The sequence below is a fragment of the Pseudarthrobacter sp. TAF60_1 genome, from assembly GCF_052113505.1.
Classification (GTDB): domain Bacteria; phylum Actinomycetota; class Actinomycetes; order Actinomycetales; family Micrococcaceae; genus Arthrobacter.
Genome location: NZ_JBFRDI010000003.1, coordinates 377,216 through 395,075, shown reverse-complemented (window position 1 = coordinate 395,075; position 17,860 = coordinate 377,216). Strand labels below are relative to the sequence as shown.

Below are 17,860 nucleotides of genomic sequence, written 5' to 3'. Positions count from 1 at the left end.
TTAGCTGCGGCCGAGGGTCCGGACGCTTCCGACGGCGGCGCCCACGGCTTCGGCGGCCGCTTCCAGTTCCGCTGCGGTCACCGTTGGGCTGAAGCTGAACCGCACCGCCGTCTGCGCGACTTCGGCGTCGATTCCCAGCGCGGTCAGGACCGGCGAGGGCGCATCCGAACCCGCAGCGCACGCTGAGCCGCTTGAGCAGACCACACCCTGCCGTTCCAGCTCCAGCAGGACCGATTCGCCGCTGGTCCCGGGAAAACAGAATGATGCAACGGACGGCAGCCGATCGGTGGGGTGGCCGGTCAGGACAGCGCCGGGAACGGCGGCCAGGACATCCCGGATGAAGCCGTCCCGCAACGCCGTCACGTGGTGAGCCGTCTGGAGCTGATCATCCTGCGCCAAGGTCAGTGCGGTGGCCAGCCCCACTGCCCCGGCCACGTTCTCCGTACCGGAACGCTTGCCGCGCTCCTGGCCGCCGCCGTGGAGCAATGGTTCGATACGGGTCCGGCCGCGGACGTACAGCACACCGCAGCCCTTGGGCGCCCCCAGTTTGTGCCCGGAAATACTCAACGCATCCACACCCAGTTCCCTGACATCCAGTGGGAGCCAGCCCGCGGCCTGGACGGCATCGGCGTGGAACGGGATGCCCCGGGCGTGTGCCAGTTTCGCCAGTTCAACAACCGGCTGGACGGTGCCCACCTCATTGTTGGCGTACATGATGCTGACCAGTGCCGTCTCAGGCCGGAGCGCTGCTGCGAGCGCTTGGGGGGTCACCAGCCCGGTGCTGTCGACCGGAACCACGTCCACAGTGAAGCCATGGAACCGCGCCAGGTACCGAGCGGATTCTTCCACCGCAGGATGTTCGACGGCGCTGATCACCACGCGGTTAAGGGCCGGATCCGCAGCCTGCCGGGCCAAGGCGATGCCCTTGACGGCCAGGTTGTCCGCCTCGGTGCCGCCCGAGGTGAAGGTCACCTCACCGGGCCGGCAGCCGAGCACCTTGGCGACCGCTGCGCGGGCGTCCGCGAGCGCTGATGCCGCGGCCTCGCCCAACGTGTGGTGGCTTGAGGGGTTGCCGAACTCGCCGCTGAGGTAAGGCCACATGGCCTGCAGGACCTCGCGGCGGACGGGCGTGGTGGCGGCGGCGTCGAGGAAGATCACGGCCGTATCAGCCGGCCCTCAGTTCGACGTCCAGGCCGAGGTCCAGGGCGGCAACGCTGTGGGTGAGCCCGCCGATCGAGATGACGTCCACCCCGGCGGCGGCAATCTCCGCGACGGTTCCCAGGTTCACGTTGCCACTGGCTTCCACGATGGCCCGCCCATCGACCTGCTTCACACCGGCACGGAGTTCGTCGATGGTGAAGTTGTCCAGCATGATGGTGTCCACACCGGCGGCGAGCACGGGTTCGATCTGCTCGGCGCTGTCCACCTCCACTTCAAAGTGCGTGGTGTGCCCCAGCTGGGCTTTCGCCGCGGCCAACAGGGTGGTGAGCTTCGCGGGGTCACCGCCGGTCATGACAGCGAGGTGGTTGTCCTTCGCCAGCACGGCGTCGGACAGGCTGTAGCGGTGGTTCGCTCCCCCGCCGCAGCGCACGGCATACCGCTCGAGGACGCGCAGTCCGGGGGTGGTCTTGCGGGTGTCTGTGATGCGCGCCTTGGTGCCGCCCACAAGTTCCACGAATTCGGCTGTCTTGGTGGCGATGGCACTCATGCGCTGGACCAGGTTGAGCGCGACGCGTTCGGCGAGCAGCACCGAGCGGGCGCTGCCGGTGACGCGGGCAAGGTGCGTGCCGGCGTCGAACGCTTCTCCGTCGGCGAGCAGCAGCTCCACCTCGGTGTCCGGGTCAACCAGCTTCATGGCGTCGCGGAACACTGTCCCCCCGCTGAAGACACCGGGGACCCGGGCGTTGAGCACCGCGGTGGCGCGGGCTTCGGCCGGGATGAGCAACTGGGAGGTGATGTCGCCGCTGGGCGCGTCCTCGGCAAACGCCCGTTCCAGGATGTCCCGGACGGGTGCTGCGGGGAGGGTCAGGCTGGTCATTGGACGAGGCTCGCTTTCCGGCTCATGGTGTAACGCTGGTCAAAAGGTTCGACGGCGGCGTCTGAGGCCACGCTGTCACTGCGGTAATGCGCGCCGAGGGACTCGCGCCGCTCCCGCGCAGCGTGCACCAACAGCTGGGCAGCCAACAAAAGATTGGCATCCTCATGCACCCGGACATCCACCGACTCCGGCGCCTGCAAGGGAACAACATCAGCAGCCCAGCCCCCCAACAGACCAGCCGCCTCCCGCAACAACCCCCCATCCCGAATTACCCCGGCATTGGCCGTCATAAGCCGCCGAAGACCATCCCGAGAAAACACCCCGGGAGCAGCGAACGACGTATCAACCGACCCGGGTGCCGGGACAGTTTCAAACCGCCGAGAAATGGGCGGGCAGGCCAAGGTGTCAGGTTCGCCGGATGCTGCTTTCGACGGGACTGGTGAATAATTGCCGACGGGCGCTTCAGAAGCGCCCACCGTACCTATGGAGTCGCGGGATAGCGGTGCGGAAGCGAGCGTCAAGGGGAGGCCGCCCGCGGCCGAGACAGCGAGCGGAGCATCGGTGTCCTGCGACGGACCAGCCGACAGAAAAGCCTCAACCGCCCGGCGCCCAAAGACGAGTCCTTCAAGCAGAGAGTTGCTGGCAAGACGATTAGCACCCTGGACCCCGGTGCAGGCAACCTCCCCAGCAGCCAACAACCCGGGCACCGACGTCCGGCCGTGAAGGTCGGTGACAACGCCGCCCATCCAGTAGTGTGCCGCCGGTGCTACGGGCAAGGGTTCGAGGGTCCAGTCGATGCCGGCCTCGCGGGTGCGGGCGCTGAGAGTGGGGAAACGCTGTGCGAGGAAGCCGTTGCCGCGGCTGGCCTCGATCACCCGTGCGTCGAGGAACACATGACCATTGGGGTCGCCGAGCGAGGCAAGGTGCAGGGCTATGCTCCGGGAGACCACGTCCCGGGGGGCGAGTTCGGCGTCGGGGTGGTAGGCGGGCATGAAGCGTTCGCCGTGGGCGTCCACCAGGATGGCGCCTTCGCCGCGGACAGCTTCGGAGATCAGCAGGGGGTCCGCGTTGGCTTCGGACCCGTTGCCTTCGGTTTCCCGCGCGTCGGCAGGCCGGACCATGCAGGTGGGGTGGAACTGGAAGAACTCGAGGTCGGCCACGGCGGCTCCGGCCCGCCAGGCGAGGGCCAGTCCGTCTGCAGTGGCGACGGCGGGGTTGGTGGTCTGGGCGAAGAGCCGGCCCGCTCCCCCGGTGGCGAGGAGGACGGCGTCACCGTGGACGCCCAACTCCCGCCCGTTGTGGAGGAAATTGACGCCCGTCACGCGCCCCTCACCCTGCAGCAGGGACGTCGCCTGGGCGTGCCCAATGACCTGTATTCTCCCGGCGGCGCTGGCGTCAAGTACGGCGCTGATGAGCGCCTGGGCCACGCGGGCTCCCGTGGCGTCGCCGCCGGCGTGCAGGATCCGGGGCGCGGAATGGGCAGCTTCGAGACCCAAGGCGGGATCGCCGTCGTCGTCCATATCAAAGCGCACGCCGAAGCGCTGCAGCCCCGCAATATCCATGCGCGCCTCAGTGCAGAGCACGCGGACAGCTTCCTCGTTGCAGTGGCCCGCCCCGGCTTTGAGCGTGTCTGCGATATGGGCCGCCACCGTGTCCCCCGGCGCCGGCTCGTCCAAGACGGCCGAGATGCCACCCTGGGCGTAGAAGGTGTTGCTGTCCGCGAGCGCACCCTTCGTCATCAGCACCACCTCCGCATTGGCGTCGGCAGCAAGCAGTGCGGCGTACAGTCCCGCGATGCCGCTCCCGACGACGATCAGCCGCTGCGGACGCGGCCGGGGGGCTGGGCTCTCTGCTGTCATGACAGGCTCGTTTCGGGTTTCCGGTACTGCAGCGGGACTACAGCGGGCGGGCGGCGAGCATACGCTCGAGGGCAGTCTTGGCGTTGTCCTGGACGGCGTCGTCCACGGTGATGCGGTTGACGATGCGTCCCGCGACGAGTTCCTCCAGGACCCAGGCGAGGTAGCCGGGGTGGATCCGGTACATCGTGGAGCAGGGGCAGATCACGGGGTCCAGGCAGAAGATGGTGTGCTGCGGGTACTCGGCGGCAAGCCGGTTGACCATGTTGATCTCGGTGCCGATCGCGAACGTGGTGGGTTCTGTGGCGGCTGCAATGGCTTTCCTGATGAAGTCGGTGGAACCGGCGGAATCGGCCGCGTCAACAACCTCCATGGGGCACTCGGGGTGCACGATCACATTGACGCCGGGGAAATCGGCGCGGGCCTTCTCGATCTGGGCCACGTTGAAGCGCTTGTGGACGGAGCAGAAGCCGTGCCACAGAATGACGCGCGAATCGAGCAGCGCCTGTTCGTCGTTGCCGCCGAGTTCCTTGCGGGGGTTCCACATGGGCATCTGCTCCAGCGGCACGCCCATGGCCTTGGCGGTGTTGCGGCCCAGGTGCTGGTCGGGGAAGAACAGGACGCGCTGGCCCCGCTCGAAGGCCCACTCCAGGACCAGCTTGGCGTTGGAGGACGTGCAGACGATGCCGCCGTTGCGGCCGCAGAAAGCCTTCAGGGCTGCGGAGGAATTCATGTAGGTGACCGGGATGACCGGCACGCGGCCGGCGTCGTCCTTCTCCGTACCAAATATCTCCTCAAGCTGTTCCCAGCATTCCTCTACAGAGTCCGTGTCGGCCATGTCCGCCATGGAGCAGCCGGCGGCGAGGTTCGGCAGGATGACTGCCTGGTCGGGTGTGGAGAGGATGTCCGCGGTCTCGGCCATAAAGTGAACGCCGCAGAAGATGATGGCTTCGGCGTCGGGCCGGGTGAGTGCGGCATTGGCGAGTTGGAAGGAGTCGCCCACGAAGTCCGCATACTGGATGACCTCGTCGCGCTGGTAGAAGTGGCCCAGCACCACGGCACGGTCGCCCAGCTTTTCCTTGGCAGCGCGGATACGCACATCCAGCTCGGCATCACTGGCGAGCTTGTACTCCTCCGGCAACTGGCCTTGACGCGGGGTTGCGGCGGGGGCAACGTCCGCACTGGACGCACCCGGGCCGTAAGCCGGGGCACCCGCGAGCGCCTCGGCAAGGTCGTACTCCCACGGGCCCTTCGCCAGGGCCGGGCTACAGGTGGAAGGTGCCTTGCCCGCGGCGGCGAGCCCGGTGGCAGCGCGGACCGTGCTCTCAGCCTGTTCGCGTGTGATCAGCTGGATTGCTGCGTTGACGCTGCTCATGGTGTGCTCCTGTTATCGGGGTCGAGGCCGGGGCGGCCGGTGAAGCGGTAGAGGCGTGGGGGGCGGTGTTTGCCGCCTTGGAGGTATTCGCCGGTTTCTTCGATCTCCGGCGTGGATTTGAGCTGGCGGCGGAAGTTGGCCGGATCCAGGCGCGTGTCCAGGACGGCTTCGTAGACTTCGCGCACCTGGGCCAGCGTGAAGTACTCGCCCAGGAAGTGGTAGGCCACCGAACCGTAGGCCAGCTTGTTCCTGAGCCGCCAGAGCGCGTAGTCGACGATCGCGTTGTGGTCGAAGGCCAGGTCACCAACTTTGTCCGCCCGGAACCATTTCACGTTTTCTGATTCGTCGGCCAAGGCTGCCTCGGTGGGTTGGACGAGCGCCCAGTAGACAATGGACACCACGCGCTGCGATGGCGAACGGTGCAGGCCGCCGAACGCGTAGAGCTGCTCCACGTAACTCGGGGCCAGGCCGGTGGTCTCCTGCAGGTTCCGCGAGGCCGCGTCCTGCAACGATTCGTTGTGGGCCAGGGGGCCGCCGGGGAGGGCCCACAACCCTTTGTACGGCTCGCGGATTCTGCGGACCAGCGGAATCCACAACGTGGGACGGCCCGAAGATTCGCTGGGGCGCAAGGCAAAGATGACGGTGGAGATGGCAAGCAGCGGCGCTGCCGTGGCCCGTTCGGAAACGTTGGCTGAACTTGTGTACATGCTTGCTCACCTACTCCCTATGCCGGCCGCCGGGCTACCGCATCATCGCTTAGTTAAAGTCATTCTGACTAGAACTGATTCTACGACCACTCCCCTGCGAATCAAAATGTTTCGCGGACCAACGGCGGAGGGGGTAAATTCAAGTGGTCCCTTTTCAGGGGGCCTCCATCCCCAAGAAGGTTCACAGGCATGACATCGAAGTCCACAGCAGCCCGTCCGGAATCCCACCTCGGCCACAACATGAAACCCCGGCAGCTCACCATGATGGCCCTCGGCAGCGCAATTGGTGCCGGGCTGTTCCTTGGTTCCGGGGCCGGGGTCCACGCAGCGGGACCGGCCGTTCTGGTCTCCTACCTGGTCGCCGGGACGCTGATCATTCTGGTGATGTGGGCCTTGGGCGAGATGGCTGCGGCGAACCCCAACAGCGGGGCTTTCTCCGTGTACGCAGAAAGGGCTTTGGGTAAAACGGCCGGCGCCACCGTGGGCTGGCTGTGGTGGCTCCAGCTGGTGGTGGTCATCGCCGCCGAGGCGCTGGGCGCGGCCGGGCTGCTGTTTACCGTCTGGCCTGTCATCCCGGTGTGGGCACTGGCGCTGATCTTTATGGTGGCGTTCACCGCCATCAACCTGACCGGCGTCCGGAACTTTGGCGAATTCGAATTCTGGTTCGCCATCCTCAAAGTTGCTGCCATCGTCCTGTTCCTGGCCGTCGGGGCTGCGCTGCTACTGGGCATCCTCCCCGACGTCGCCTCGCCGGGACTGGCAAACATCACTTCCGATTTTGCCCCTGCCGGCCTGGGCGGCATCGCCACGGCGCTGTTCGTGGTGATCTTCGCCTTTGGCGGGACCGAAATCGTGGCCGTGGCCGCAGCGGAAACCGAAGATCCGGAGCACAGCGTGGGCAGGGCTGTCCGGACCGTCCTGTGGCGCATCCTCATTTTCTACATCGGCTCCGTCTTCGTGATCGCCGCAGTCCTGCCGGTGACTTCCGGGGGCCTGGCCTCCCCCTTCGCGGGCGTGCTCGACGCAGCCCGGATTCCGGGTGCCGGTACGGCCATCACCCTTGTTGCCGTCGTCGCGCTTCTCTCCGCCCTGAACGCGAACCTTTACGGCGCCTCCCGCATGGCGTACTCGCTGGCGGACCGCGGCGAGGCGCCGCGGTTCCTGGCGCGACTGAGCGGTACCGGCGTGCCTGTGATTGCGGTGGCCGTTTCCGTGGCGTTCGGCTTCTTCGCCACCGTCCTTGAACTGCTGTTCCCGGACCGGATCCTGCCGGCCCTCTTCCAGCTTGTCGGGTCCACGTGCCTGGTGGTGTGGGGCACCGCCCTGGTGTCGCAGCTGGTCCTCCGGCGCCGGGCGGACCGGGACGGGACCAGACTGCCCCTGCGGATGAAGGGTTTCCCAGGCCTGACGGTGTTCGGACTGGTGTTGCTTGCCTTGATCTTCGCCGTCGGCTTCAGCGCCGAAAGCAGCCGGGTCCAACTGCTGAGCACGTTTGTCCTGGTTGCCTGCATTGCCGGAGCCTGCCGGCTCGGTGCCCGGCTCGCCGCGCGCGAACGCCAGCCCAAGTAGGTAGCACTAAGTGTCGTTATGAGCCCCCATAACGACACTTAGTGCTACACAGATGCGGCGTGTGGAACGACTAAAACCGCTGGTGAACCGCCCAGGCCGCAGGCAGGTAAAGTGGTGCGAGGATGACGCACCGAAGCGCCGGGTCCGCCTGAGCGCCGTACTTGACGAGGACTGACACTATGAGCGGCAGGCACACCGGCGAAATGCACTCGCACACCGTGGAGGGCACCGACCCCCAGCTGTACGTCGAGGTGCACGATCCGGCCAGCGATGCGGGGCTCCGGCCAGTCCTGCTGATCCACGGCTTTTCCTCGTCCAGCAAGCTGAACTGGGAGGACACGGGCTGGCTGGCTTCCTTCCTGGAAGCAGGACGTCGCGTGATCACCGTGGACCTGCCCGGGCATGGCCGCAGCGGCGCCCCGGAGGATCTTGACTCCTATTCTCCCAGCAGGATCCGCGCGGATCTGCTGCAGATAGTGTTCGACGCCGGTGTGCGGCCCGTGCACGAAGGTGACCCCGCCAGCGGGGTTGACGTCGTGGGCTATTCGCTGGGCTCCCGGCTGGCCTGGGAATTCGGTGCCACGCAACCCGAACTTGTTCACCGGATGGTCCTGGGCGGACCGAACATCGCTGATCCGCTGGCCGCCTTCGATCTCATCGGCGCCCAGCGCTACCTCGCTGACGGCACGCCGATCGCCGACGAGTCCACGGCCGGGCTGCTGAAGATGGCCATGCTCCTGCCCAGCAACAACATTTTCGCGCTACTTTCATTGGTGGAAGCCATCAAGGCCGAGCCCTTCGATCCGGCCGAAGCCGTGCCGCATATGCCCATGCTCCTGGTAGCCGGCGACAAGGACGAACGAGCCGCCACCATGGCGCAGCTTGCCGAACTCGGCCTCCGGGCAGGGTCGATGACCGAACGGCTGGTGCTGCCCGGCCGGAACCACACCAACGCCATCACCAGCCGGGCCTTCAAACAGGGTGCCATTTCCTTCCTGGGTGTCTAACCGCCTGAGCCGCTCTCTTCTGACTCCCGCCCCGCAAACCAGGACGGGCGATTCCCGCTGTGGCCGCAGAAGGTAGGCTGGAAGCAGGGCCGGAACAGCCGAAGAGGGGCCAATGAACACGCGTTTTGAAGACCGCACCGATGCCGGTGAGCGACTGGCGGCGGTGCTAACGCAGTTCCGCGAACGCCCGGATGCCATCGTGCTGGGGCTGGCCCGTGGCGGCATCCCGGTGGCGGCTGCTGCTGCCAAAGCCCTGTATCTTCCCCTCGGGGCCGTACTGGTCAGGAAACTCGGCATTCCGGGCCACGATGAAACAGCGTACGGTGCCCTGGCATGGTCCGAGGGGCGCGTAGTGCGGCTGCTCAACCGTCCACTGATTGCCCGGGTCCTTGAGCACGGCGGCCGCCAGGAGTGGCTGGACGAGGTAGAGGCCCGCGAGCGGGCCGAACTCCTCCGCCGGGCGGAAACGTACCCGGGGATCAGGCACGAGCTCACCGGCAAAACAGTCCTCCTGGTCGACGACGGCCTCGCCACCGGAGCCACGATGCGTGCCGCAGTGGAGGCAGTCCGCTCGGCTGGCGCCGGAACCGTAGTGGCCGCCGCCCCCGTGGGATCGGTGGAGGCCTACACCGCTGTGTCCCAGGTCTGCGATGCCGTCCTGTGCCTGCACCTGCCCGGTAAGTTCCGCGCCGTGGGAAGCTTTTACCGGCATTTCGAACAACTGACCGACGAGGACGCCATCAGCTTCCTGCGCGCTTAGTCCTTCATTCCCTTCTGCCGGCGGTTCCGGAACAGGGCGGCAGCTGCCATACCGAGCACAAAAAGCGAAGCCGCGGCAACAACAGGAACAAAAAAGGCGGCCTCGTAGCCATGTGCCTGGGCAAGCTGGCCTGCGAGGAACGCTCCCAGCGCCGTGCCGGCCACAATCCCGCTGGCCAGCGCAGTCATGACCGTTCCAAGCCGGTCCGCAGGGCCAACAATTCCACCGATGGTAAAGACAGTGACCATGACGGGCCCCACCGGCAGGCCCAGGACCAGCAGCACGCCGACCATCCCGCCCAACGAGTCCGGCACCACCAGCAGCAGCGCGAGGCCCGCCATCAGTGCCGCGCTGACTATCCAGCGGGCCACTGGCGCGAAGCTCCTGGGCCAGTAGGCCACAGACAGGGCAGCAGCGGCGGAGCTCAAGCCCATCACGGCATACAGCAGCCCGGCGAGTTCGGAGGTGGCGAAGCTGGCGGAAAAGGAACTCAGCGCCGTCTGCGTTGAGCCGAAGAAAGTGCCCATGGCCACCATGGCCAGGACGGGCAGCGCCACGGCAGCAGGGATTCTGCCGGCCCCGGCTGCCGCGGCCCGTTTCAACGGCACGGCTTGGTGGGTGGGATGCACGGCGAAAGCGGGCACCAGCGTAATCGTCATGACAACGGCCAGGGCCAGCGGCAGCCACGGGGCCACCAGGCTGGCGAGGATCCCCACCAGTGCCGGGCCGAGGACGAAGGTCAGTTCATCGGCCGTACCCTCGTAGGACAACGCTGTATCCAGGTCGCGGCCTGCGTCCTGGCCCGTGTTGCGGGAGGTCAGGGCCATCCAGCGGACGCGGGCCAGCGGTCCCACCTGCGGACACGTGGCACCGGCGAGGAAGCCTGCCACGACAAGCGCGGCAGGGAAAGACCCGCTGGCCGGAATCCAGGCCGTACCGATCAGGGCCATGACGGCCAGGGCGTTTAGCGCTGCGGCCACCAGGAGCACGGGCCGCTGCCCGTGGCGGTCTGCCAGGGCACCGAAAACCGGCGCCCCGACGGCAGCTCCGATCCCTACGGCTCCGGCTGCCATACCGCCCGCAGCGTAGGAGCCGCTGGCCGAGGTGACCAGGGTCAGGGCGCCCACGGTGAGCATGGCGACAGGCAGCCGGGCAAACAGGCCGAGCGGGATGAAACTGCGGCCGGCCAGGTGCGGAAGCCTGGCGAAGCGGCCGGCAGGCGGTGGGGTCACGGTGGTGGGGCTAGCCGAGGCTGCGGTGGCAACCGGGACCGTCGGAGAAACCGAGGTGACGGGGGAAACGGCTGATTCCGCTGGTGCTGACACAGAAGAAAGAGGTGTTGGGTTCAAGATTCCGGGCTCGTTCAGTCGTGCGCATCGTCCCTCCTCCCGATGCGCGCAACCCGGTAACCGTCCGATTATATCCGGATTACACCAGCACCTCGGCGGCGTCGGAGATCCGAAGGGTGGAGCCGTTTCTTCCCTTCAGGACCTGGAGCTGCGTTCCGATTCGCTGCTTCATCTCCCCCACATGGCTGACAAGGCCCACCACGCGTCCGCCGTCGCGAAGGCTCTCCAACGCATCCATGACTTGTTCCAGCGACTGCTCGTCCAGGCTGCCGAAGCCTTCATCCACAAAGAGCGTGTCGATCTGGATGCCACCGGATTCCTGCTGAACAACATCCGCCAGACCCAGCGCCAGGGACAGTGACGCCATGAAGGATTCACCGCCGGAAAGTGTGGACGTATCCCGGCGGTGCCCGGTCCACTGGTCCACCACTTCCAGGCCCAGCCCGGATTTCGCCCCGCGTGCGGCCCTGGCATCGGAATGCTGCAGCAGGTAACGTCCGTCGCTCATGGCCACGAGGCGTTCTGATGCCGCCTGCGCCACCTGTTCCAGCCGGGCCGCGAGGACATAGCTGTTGAGGCTCATGCGGTAGGTGTTTTCGCCGCGACCGGCGGCGGTATCGGCCAGAGCGGTGAGCAGCTGGGCGTGTTCCCTCGGCTCCCGTGCGGATCCGGCGAGCTGCCGATACTCACTGCCGATAGCGGCCAGCGACTCGACGCAGCGTGCCGCCATTCCGGCGGCGAGGTCGGCGTCGCGTGCCTCCTGGCTGGCCCCCGCAGCCGCGGCCTGAAGCTCAGCAACCATCTCCTCGCTAATTTCTGGATCTGAGGCAGCTTCCTTCAGTGCCAGCACCAGCTCCTCCGAGGCGAACAGCTCGGCAATCCGTGCCTGTTCGTCCTGGCCGGCCCGGACCTCAGCCTGCAGGGCCGCTGCCTCTGCCCCCGCCAGCAATTGCGCCCGGGCTTCCTCTGCACTGCCAAAGCCGGCCTCCGGCAACGCCCGCTCGAGCTCCAGGCGCGCTTCCTCGGCGCGGGCGTTTGCCTTCTCCAGCTGGGCCCGGGCCTCCACAGCTTTCTCAAGCGTGGCCGCGGCATCCTGCAACGAGCGGAGCCTGCGGGTCAGGCTGCGGTGGCTGCCGCGCAGGCCGGACAGTGCCTTGTCCAGGGAGGCCAGGTTCTCTGCCACCTCTGCCGCCGCAGCGGTAGCCTGGGCGAGCTCGGCGGCGCCGCTGTGCCTGGCCGCCTCCGCCCTTGCAATCCGGACATCCACGGCATCCATCCGTTGCCGAAGCTCTGCCAGCTCCTTCACGGCGTTCTGGGACCGGTCAGCTGCGTGACGTGCTGCTGCCACCGCCTGAACCGCTTCATCCTCCGGGGTGTCGCCGCCCTGCCCGGCCAGGACGGCGACCAACTGGTTTGCGTCGCCCAGCGCGGTGCTGTCCGCTGCCAGCTTGGCTTCCGCGTCCTCGTTGGCGTGTTGCGCGGCCTCCTCGGCCTGGCTGAGCCCCAAGGCTGACCCTGCAGCTCCTGCCGGGGCCGGATGGTCTTCGCCGCCGCAGACCGGGCACGGCTCCCCCTCGGCCAGTTGGGCCGCGAGTTCGGCGGCAGCGTTGGCAAGCCTTTCCTCGCGCAGGTCGAGCCAGCGGGCCTTCGTCTCCAGCTGGAACTCCCGGGACGCCGAGTGGCGCTGTGCAGCCTGCGCCTGCGCCTTAACTGCCGCTGTGTGCCTCCGGACGATGTCCAGGAGTTCTTCCGCGGAAGCTGCTTCCTTCGCATGCAGCACCGCGGCAGAGGCCAGCATTTCCAACGGCTGCAGTCCGACTGTGAGGTCAGACAGCTCCACCCGCAGGTTTCCAAGGAGCTCGCCCAACTCCGCATCGGCTTGGCTGAGTTGCTGCTGCTGCGTCGCGAGGGACTTGCGTCTTTCGGCCAGTGTGTGGAGTCGCTCTTCGTCGGGCAGCCGCGCCTCAACCACTGCCAACAGGGAACGGATCCGGCTGAGCTCGCCAGCAACGTCGAGGCCGACGACGGCGTCCACAGTGCCGTCCGCATCCAGAGCAGAAAGGTCCAGTTGGTCCAGTTCGGGGTCCTCGCCCGCTGCCAGCCGCAGGAGCGTGATGGCGGCTTCGAGAGCCCCTGCAGCGTGCCGGACCTGGGTTTCACCCGACTGCACTGCCTGCAGCTGCCCGCTGAGTACCTCGGCACCGCGGTGCCGCTCGAGCATCGCCGCCTTTATTTCCAGGCCGGGCAGCTTCGCTTCAACGGCGGCCTTCCTGGCCTGGGCTGCGACGAGCCGGCGCTGGCGTTCGCGCCGAGCCGCTTCCTTGTCGAGCCGGGCTGACGCGATCTTGTTCCTTGACGCCGCAGCCTCCGCTGCTGCAGCTAACCCCGCCGCCCGCCGGGCCACGGCTGCTTGCAGCCAGCCGATCCGGGCGTCTGGTTCCTCCGGGGCGGGGCCGGCCCCCGCGGCCTGGGCCCCGGTAGTAAAATCTTCTCCAGCCGCCGTACCCTCAGCCAGTGCTGAGGCTTCGGTCTCCGCACGGGCCGCGAGCAGCTCAAGGTCGCCGTTCAGCTTGGCGACATCGTTGCGCGCAGCCTGGGCCTGGGCGGACAGTTCCTGCTCCAGTGCTTCGAACCGTTGTGTGCCGAAAAGCTTCTGGAGCAGTTCCAGGCGATCGCTCGCCTTGGACCTCAGGAAGGCGGCAAAGTCGCCCTGGGGAAGCATGACCACCCTGGTGAACTGCTCCCGGTCCATGCCCAGCAGTCCCGTAATTTCAGCGCCGGCTTCGTCGTTGCGCCCGGACCTGTCCGTCCATGCCCCGGCGATGCGTTCCCGCAACAGCGTTTTGGCCTGTTGCGTGGTGAAGCCGTTCTTGCCGCGGGTGCTCGGCTTATCCCACGCCGGAGACCTGGTGACCTCGAAATGGCGCCCCTGCGCGGAAAATTCGCAGGTGACCGAGGGCTCGAGCGCCGGATCGGCGTGATCGCTGCGGAGGCGTTTGCCGTCCTGGCGGGCGCCCGGAACGGATCCGTACAGTGCAAAGCAGACCGCATCCAGCACACTGGTCTTGCCCGCCCCGGTGGGTCCATTCAGGAGGAACAGGCCATGGGCGCTGAGTCTGTCAAAGTCGATCTCTTCAGTGCCGGCAAACGGTCCGAAAGCGGAGATGGTCAGGCGGTGGATCCTCACAGGGACGCCTCCCGGAGGCGCACGTTGTCCAGGGCGGCAGTCAGTGCCGACCGCTCGGCGTCGTCCGCGTCACGGCCCCGTACGTGATCCAGGAAGCCGCAGCAGACCGCGAGGTCGTCCCGGGCCTCGGCAAGCCGGGTGCTGTAGCTTGGGGATGCCTTGGCGGAGCCGCCCTGAGGATCAAAACCCAGGACCAGAGTGTCCGGAAAGCGCGCCCGCAGCCGCTCCATCGCCTGCTGGGGGCGCTGCGCATCGGTCAGCGTGATCTGGCAGTAGGCGTCCTCCGCCCACGCATGATCGCCGGACTCAAGCAGTTCGGAGATCCCGCCGCGCAGCACCGCCAGCTTCCGCGGGGCCTCCCACGAGAGTTCCGAGACGCCGGTGACGCCCTCGGGGCCGACATCGACAAGCCAGCTTCCCTTTACGTGCTTGGCCTCCGAGAACGAGTAGGCCAGGGGCGAGCCGGAATACCTGACCGTCGGGGACAGTGTCTGCCGGCCGTGCAGGTGGCCCAGGGCCGTGTAGCTGAAGTCGTCGAACAGGTCCAGCGGGACCGCTCCCACTCCCCCGATGCTGAGGTCCCGCTCGCTGTCCGAGCTGATACCGCCGCTGGCAAACGTGTGGCCGAGGACCACTGAGTGGACGGTTCCCGCTGCCCTGCGCCGGGCCAGGTCCGCCCGGATCCGCTCAGTGGCGGCGCGGGTCACCGCGAAGTGGCTCGCCGGCTCCGCGCCCAGTTGCTCGGCGACGAGCCGAGGCTCCAGCCACGGAATGCCGTAGATCGCCAGGACGGCCCCTGAAGCATCATCGCCCGGTTCCAGGGGCAGGATCAGCGGCTGGTCCAGGTCCGCCAGCCTGGTCCGCAGGTGCACGCCGCCACGCTCCAGCAGTCGGGAAGCGAATCCCAGCCGAATGGCGGAGTCGTGGTTGCCGCTGGTCAACACCACGGTGGCGCCAGCCGCGGTCAGCCGGACAAGGGCGTCATCCAGCAGGCCCACGACGTCAACCCCTGGCAGGGCGCGGTCGTAGACATCACCGGCGATCAGGACGACATCAATCCCCTGCGAAGAGACGGCAGTGACGAGCTGATCGACGAATGACCGCTGGGCGTCCAGCATTCCGACGCCGTGGAAAGACCGGCCCAAATGCCAGTCCGATGTGTGCAATAACCGCATATTCCTACGCTAACGGCTGCCACCGACAGTTTAGGCAACCGCCGCAGCAGACTGTCTCTGATGGCTCCGCCGACGGGTCCGCGCCAGTGCTCCTAGCTGCGCTTTCCGTCGAAGAATTCCTGGGCCTCATCGCGGCGTGCCGGCACTTCTGCTGCCGCCGTCCGAGTGGCCCTTGGAGTGACAGCATCCGGAGTAACGGCGTCGGAAGTTGCAGTGTCCTCCAAGCCCTCGGCGTCGTCACCTTCGTCAACGCCGGCACTGTCAGCCGTCGGCACGGCAGGCGCGTCCGCGGTCGCGAAACCACGGAAGACCAGGCCCGCGATGCCGGCGCCGACGAGCGGCGCCACCCAGAACGGCCACAGCTGCTCAAGGGACCAGCTGGAGCTGAACACGGCGGAGGCGGTGGCGCGGGCCGGGTTGAACGGGGCGTTGCCCACGGCCAGGCCGAGCTGCAGCAACACCGCAAAGGCCAGGCCCACGGCAACGGCGGCTGCCGGCTTGTTCAGGTTGTTGCGGGCCGTAGTGCCGAGGAAGACCGCAACCAGGATGGCGGCTCCGAGCACTTCGAGCAGGAGCACGGCGGCCAGGGGCGCCTGAATGATGGAGTGCTCACCAAAGCCGGCGGTCACCGTGTCGAACGCGGTCCTGCTGTCCGGGATGCCCGGCAGGGTCCGGAGAATGCCGAACAGCGCCAGCGCGCCCAGCAATGCCCCCACCAACTGGGCGGCGACGTAGGCTGCCGCGTCACCGGGGCGGATCCGCCCGGCGACGGCGTGACCCACGGTCACGGCCGGGTTGAAGTGACCGCCGGAGACGTACCCAAAGGCGAGCATGGCTGCGGTCACGGCCAGGCCGGCTGCGAGCGCGGAGGGCAGCGGGCTCGACTGGGGAATGGAGAACAGCGGCACGCCCAGGCCAGCCACCACAATGAAGAGGCTGCCGAACGCCTCTGCGGACAGCCTGGACACCAGCCCGGGCCGGACATCGGCACCGTTGCCGGCTGCCGGCCCGGAGGCTGAATCGTGGTGGACGGGAACAGGCGTGGTCATGGCGGGGTAGTCCTTATCGTTGGGCGTCGCTGCGCGGCAAAGTATCGCTGCCAGCGGGAAGTTTCCGTTGCGGCCTCTGCATTGTGCCAAGGAATGCTGGGCATTGGCTGAGTCTGAGCTTAGTTGATGGGCCGCGGGGCACCGGGCGCGCTCCGCTGACGCGTCACGGTAAATTGGCTGTTATGAGCATTGACCCCGGGGCCGGCGCGCCCTCGCTGAAGTCCCGAATCCACGGCTGCCTGCTGGGCGGTGCGCTGGGAGACTCGCTGGGCTACGCGGTGGAGTTTGACTCCATCGAGGCGATCCGCGGCCGCTTCGGCACGGCCGGACTGAAGGACTTCTCAATGTTCGAGGGCGGCAGTCACTTTTCGGATGACACGCAAATGACGCTGTATACGGTGGACGGCCTGGTGGAGGCGCTGGAATGGGCCAATGACGGGGTGGGCGCAGACGTGAATGCCTGCGTGTGGCTGGCGTACCTCCGCTGGCTGGACACCCAGGGCGTCCCGGTGCCGCCGTCCGCCCCGGTCCAGCCGAAACGCTGGATCGACGGCAACGACGTGCTGCGGCACCGCAGGGCCCCGGGGAACACCTGCCTCAGCGGGCTGGCCACCGGCGAAATGGGTACCGTCTACCGGCCGGTCAACCCGGAGTCGAAGGGCTGCGGAACCGTGATGCGCTCAGCGCCCTTTGGCCTGATTCCCCATATAGCGTCCGACGCCGTCTATAAGTTGAGCGCCGATGCCGCCTCCCTGACACATGGCCATCCGTCCGCCCGGCAAAGTGCCGGCGGCTTCAGCCTGCTCATCCACCTCCTGGTGTGCGGCGCCGGCCTGCAGGAAGCGGCGACGGCGGTCCTGGAGGAGGTGCGCGGCCTGAAGGAAGTAGCTGCCGAGCTCCCGGCACGGCTTGAAGCAGCGATCCGCTGTGCGGAAGGTGGGGCTCTCGCGCCGGAGGAAATCGTGCGGGAACTGGGCGAGGGCTGGGTCGCGGAGGAAGCATTCGCCGTCGGGCTTTACGCTGTCCTGGCCACTGCACCCGGGACGGACTCCGCGGCCGCGCCCGCGGACCATTTCCGCGCAGCCATCGCGCTGGCGGTCAACCACAGCGGCGATAGCGACTCCACGGGTTCCATCGCGGGCAACATCCTGGGCGCCTACTACGGCGAGGAGGCCCTGCCGGCGGACTGGCTCGAGGCACTGGAGGCACCTGAAGTCATCCGTGGCATGGCCGATCGGCTGGTGGGTGTTACGACCGCCTGAGCGACACGTTGTTGCACGCCTCGCAAATGTCCTCCGGGATCACGCCGCGGCGCTGCAGGACGCCGAAGATCACGCAGCCCAGGCAGAACCCGGCGAATGCTTCGAGCGAGGCTGCGGCGATCAGGACCGCCAGCGCAATCCACGCAGCCGGGGCAGCGCCGGCAGCAAACAGGATCAGTGCTGTGCTGGACACGACGGTGCCCATGCCCTGCGCAAAACGCTTTGGCGGCCCGGGCACCAGACGGGCGCGGCCCAGCCGCGGCGCGAGGACTTTGACTGACAGCAGGGCCAGCGGCGAAAAACGCGGCCCGAAGAGCACCCGTAGCCAGAACCCGGCAGCAATCAGGACGAGCCCCCAACCGGAACCTGTCACCAGGGTGACACCTGCAAGGAGCACCACGAGGCCCGCGGTGATCCGGGCCGCGTACTCATTGACCGGATTAGGGAAGGCAAACACGGCGGACCAGTTGATACCGCTCCGTTGACCGCTCGTCAGTTTGCTCATCCTGCAAGGCTAGGAGCCGGC

Annotated in this window: 14 protein-coding genes; 4 read left to right on the top strand and 10 right to left on the bottom strand. The window is 67.4% G+C overall.

Features of this window, described 5'->3' with window-relative positions:
- From AB4Y73_RS05370 to AB4Y73_RS05350, 5 genes are read right to left on the bottom strand one after another with little or no spacing between them, the layout of a single operon-like run.
- Positions 1–1,158: a cysteine desulfurase family protein gene (locus AB4Y73_RS05370; RefSeq protein WP_441869516.1), complete on the bottom strand. Its 1,158-nt coding sequence runs from the start codon at positions 1,156–1,158 to the stop codon at positions 1–3.
- Between the two features lie 7 nt (positions 1,159–1,165).
- On the bottom strand, positions 1,166–2,038 hold the full coding sequence (nadC, locus tag AB4Y73_RS05365) for a carboxylating nicotinate-nucleotide diphosphorylase (protein ID WP_441869513.1): 873 nt from the start codon (positions 2,036–2,038) through the stop codon (positions 1,166–1,168).
- Complete coding sequence (nadB, locus tag AB4Y73_RS05360; protein ID WP_441869510.1) at positions 2,035–3,897, bottom strand: L-aspartate oxidase; 1,863 nt, start codon at positions 3,895–3,897, stop codon at positions 2,035–2,037. The genes nadC and nadB overlap by 4 nt, the downstream gene beginning before the upstream one ends.
- A gap of 37 nt (positions 3,898–3,934) precedes the next feature.
- Positions 3,935–5,269: a quinolinate synthase NadA gene (gene nadA, locus AB4Y73_RS05355; protein WP_441869507.1), complete on the bottom strand. Its 1,335-nt coding sequence runs from the start codon at positions 5,267–5,269 to the stop codon at positions 3,935–3,937.
- The gene (locus tag AB4Y73_RS05350; protein WP_441869504.1) at positions 5,266–5,976 is read right to left on the bottom strand and encodes an NUDIX hydrolase; all 711 of its coding nucleotides are present in this window, start codon (positions 5,974–5,976) and stop codon (positions 5,266–5,268) included. Before AB4Y73_RS05350 ends, nadA begins: the two co-directional genes overlap by 4 nt.
- Before the next feature lie 189 nt (positions 5,977–6,165).
- On the opposite strand from AB4Y73_RS05350, the gene AB4Y73_RS05345 reads away from it, so the two are divergent.
- The 3 genes from AB4Y73_RS05345 to AB4Y73_RS05335 all read left to right on the top strand — a co-directional run bounded on the left by AB4Y73_RS05345 (position 6,166) and on the right by AB4Y73_RS05335 (position 9,312).
- Positions 6,166–7,545 (top strand): amino acid permease, encoded by a 1,380-nt coding sequence (locus AB4Y73_RS05345; RefSeq protein ID WP_441869501.1) that lies wholly within the window; start codon positions 6,166–6,168, stop codon positions 7,543–7,545.
- 179 nt (positions 7,546–7,724) lie between these two features.
- The gene (locus AB4Y73_RS05340; protein ID WP_441869498.1) at positions 7,725–8,552 is read left to right on the top strand and encodes an alpha/beta fold hydrolase; all 828 of its coding nucleotides are present in this window, start codon (positions 7,725–7,727) and stop codon (positions 8,550–8,552) included.
- A gap of 112 nt (positions 8,553–8,664) precedes the next feature.
- A complete protein-coding gene (locus AB4Y73_RS05335; protein WP_441869495.1) occupies positions 8,665–9,312 on the top strand; it encodes a phosphoribosyltransferase in 648 nt (215 codons plus the stop codon).
- On the opposite strand, the gene AB4Y73_RS05330 is transcribed toward AB4Y73_RS05335, so the two are convergent.
- From AB4Y73_RS05330 to AB4Y73_RS05315, 4 genes are all read right to left on the bottom strand, one after another.
- Complete coding sequence (locus tag AB4Y73_RS05330; RefSeq protein ID WP_441869492.1) at positions 9,309–10,544, bottom strand: MFS transporter; 1,236 nt, start codon at positions 10,542–10,544, stop codon at positions 9,309–9,311. The genes AB4Y73_RS05335 and AB4Y73_RS05330 overlap by 4 nt on opposite strands.
- 196 nt (positions 10,545–10,740) lie before the next feature.
- Positions 10,741–13,848 carry an AAA family ATPase gene (locus AB4Y73_RS05325; protein ID WP_441869489.1) on the bottom strand — a complete coding sequence of 1,036 codons (3,108 nt, stop codon included), beginning with the start codon at positions 13,846–13,848 and terminating at the stop codon, positions 10,741–10,743.
- Positions 13,845–15,023, bottom strand: a complete 1,179-nt coding sequence (locus AB4Y73_RS05320) for an exonuclease SbcCD subunit D (RefSeq protein WP_441869486.1) — start codon at positions 15,021–15,023, stop codon at positions 13,845–13,847. Before AB4Y73_RS05320 ends, AB4Y73_RS05325 begins: the two co-directional genes overlap by 4 nt.
- Before the next feature lie 92 nt (positions 15,024–15,115).
- Positions 15,116–16,072 carry an MIP/aquaporin family protein gene (locus AB4Y73_RS05315; RefSeq protein ID WP_441869483.1) on the bottom strand — a complete coding sequence of 319 codons (957 nt, stop codon included), beginning with the start codon at positions 16,070–16,072 and terminating at the stop codon, positions 15,116–15,118.
- 182 nt (positions 16,073–16,254) lie between these two features.
- On the opposite strand from AB4Y73_RS05315, the gene AB4Y73_RS05310 reads away from it, so the two are divergent.
- Positions 16,255–17,334, top strand: a complete 1,080-nt coding sequence (locus AB4Y73_RS05310) for an ADP-ribosylglycohydrolase family protein (RefSeq protein WP_441869481.1) — start codon at positions 16,255–16,257, stop codon at positions 17,332–17,334.
- On the opposite strand, the gene AB4Y73_RS05305 is transcribed toward AB4Y73_RS05310, so the two are convergent.
- On the bottom strand, positions 17,321–17,839 hold the full coding sequence (locus AB4Y73_RS05305) for a DUF4395 domain-containing protein (protein ID WP_441869478.1): 519 nt from the start codon (positions 17,837–17,839) through the stop codon (positions 17,321–17,323). The two genes, AB4Y73_RS05310 and AB4Y73_RS05305, sit on opposite strands and share 14 nt — an antisense overlap.
- Between the last annotated feature and the right edge of the window lie 21 nt (positions 17,840–17,860).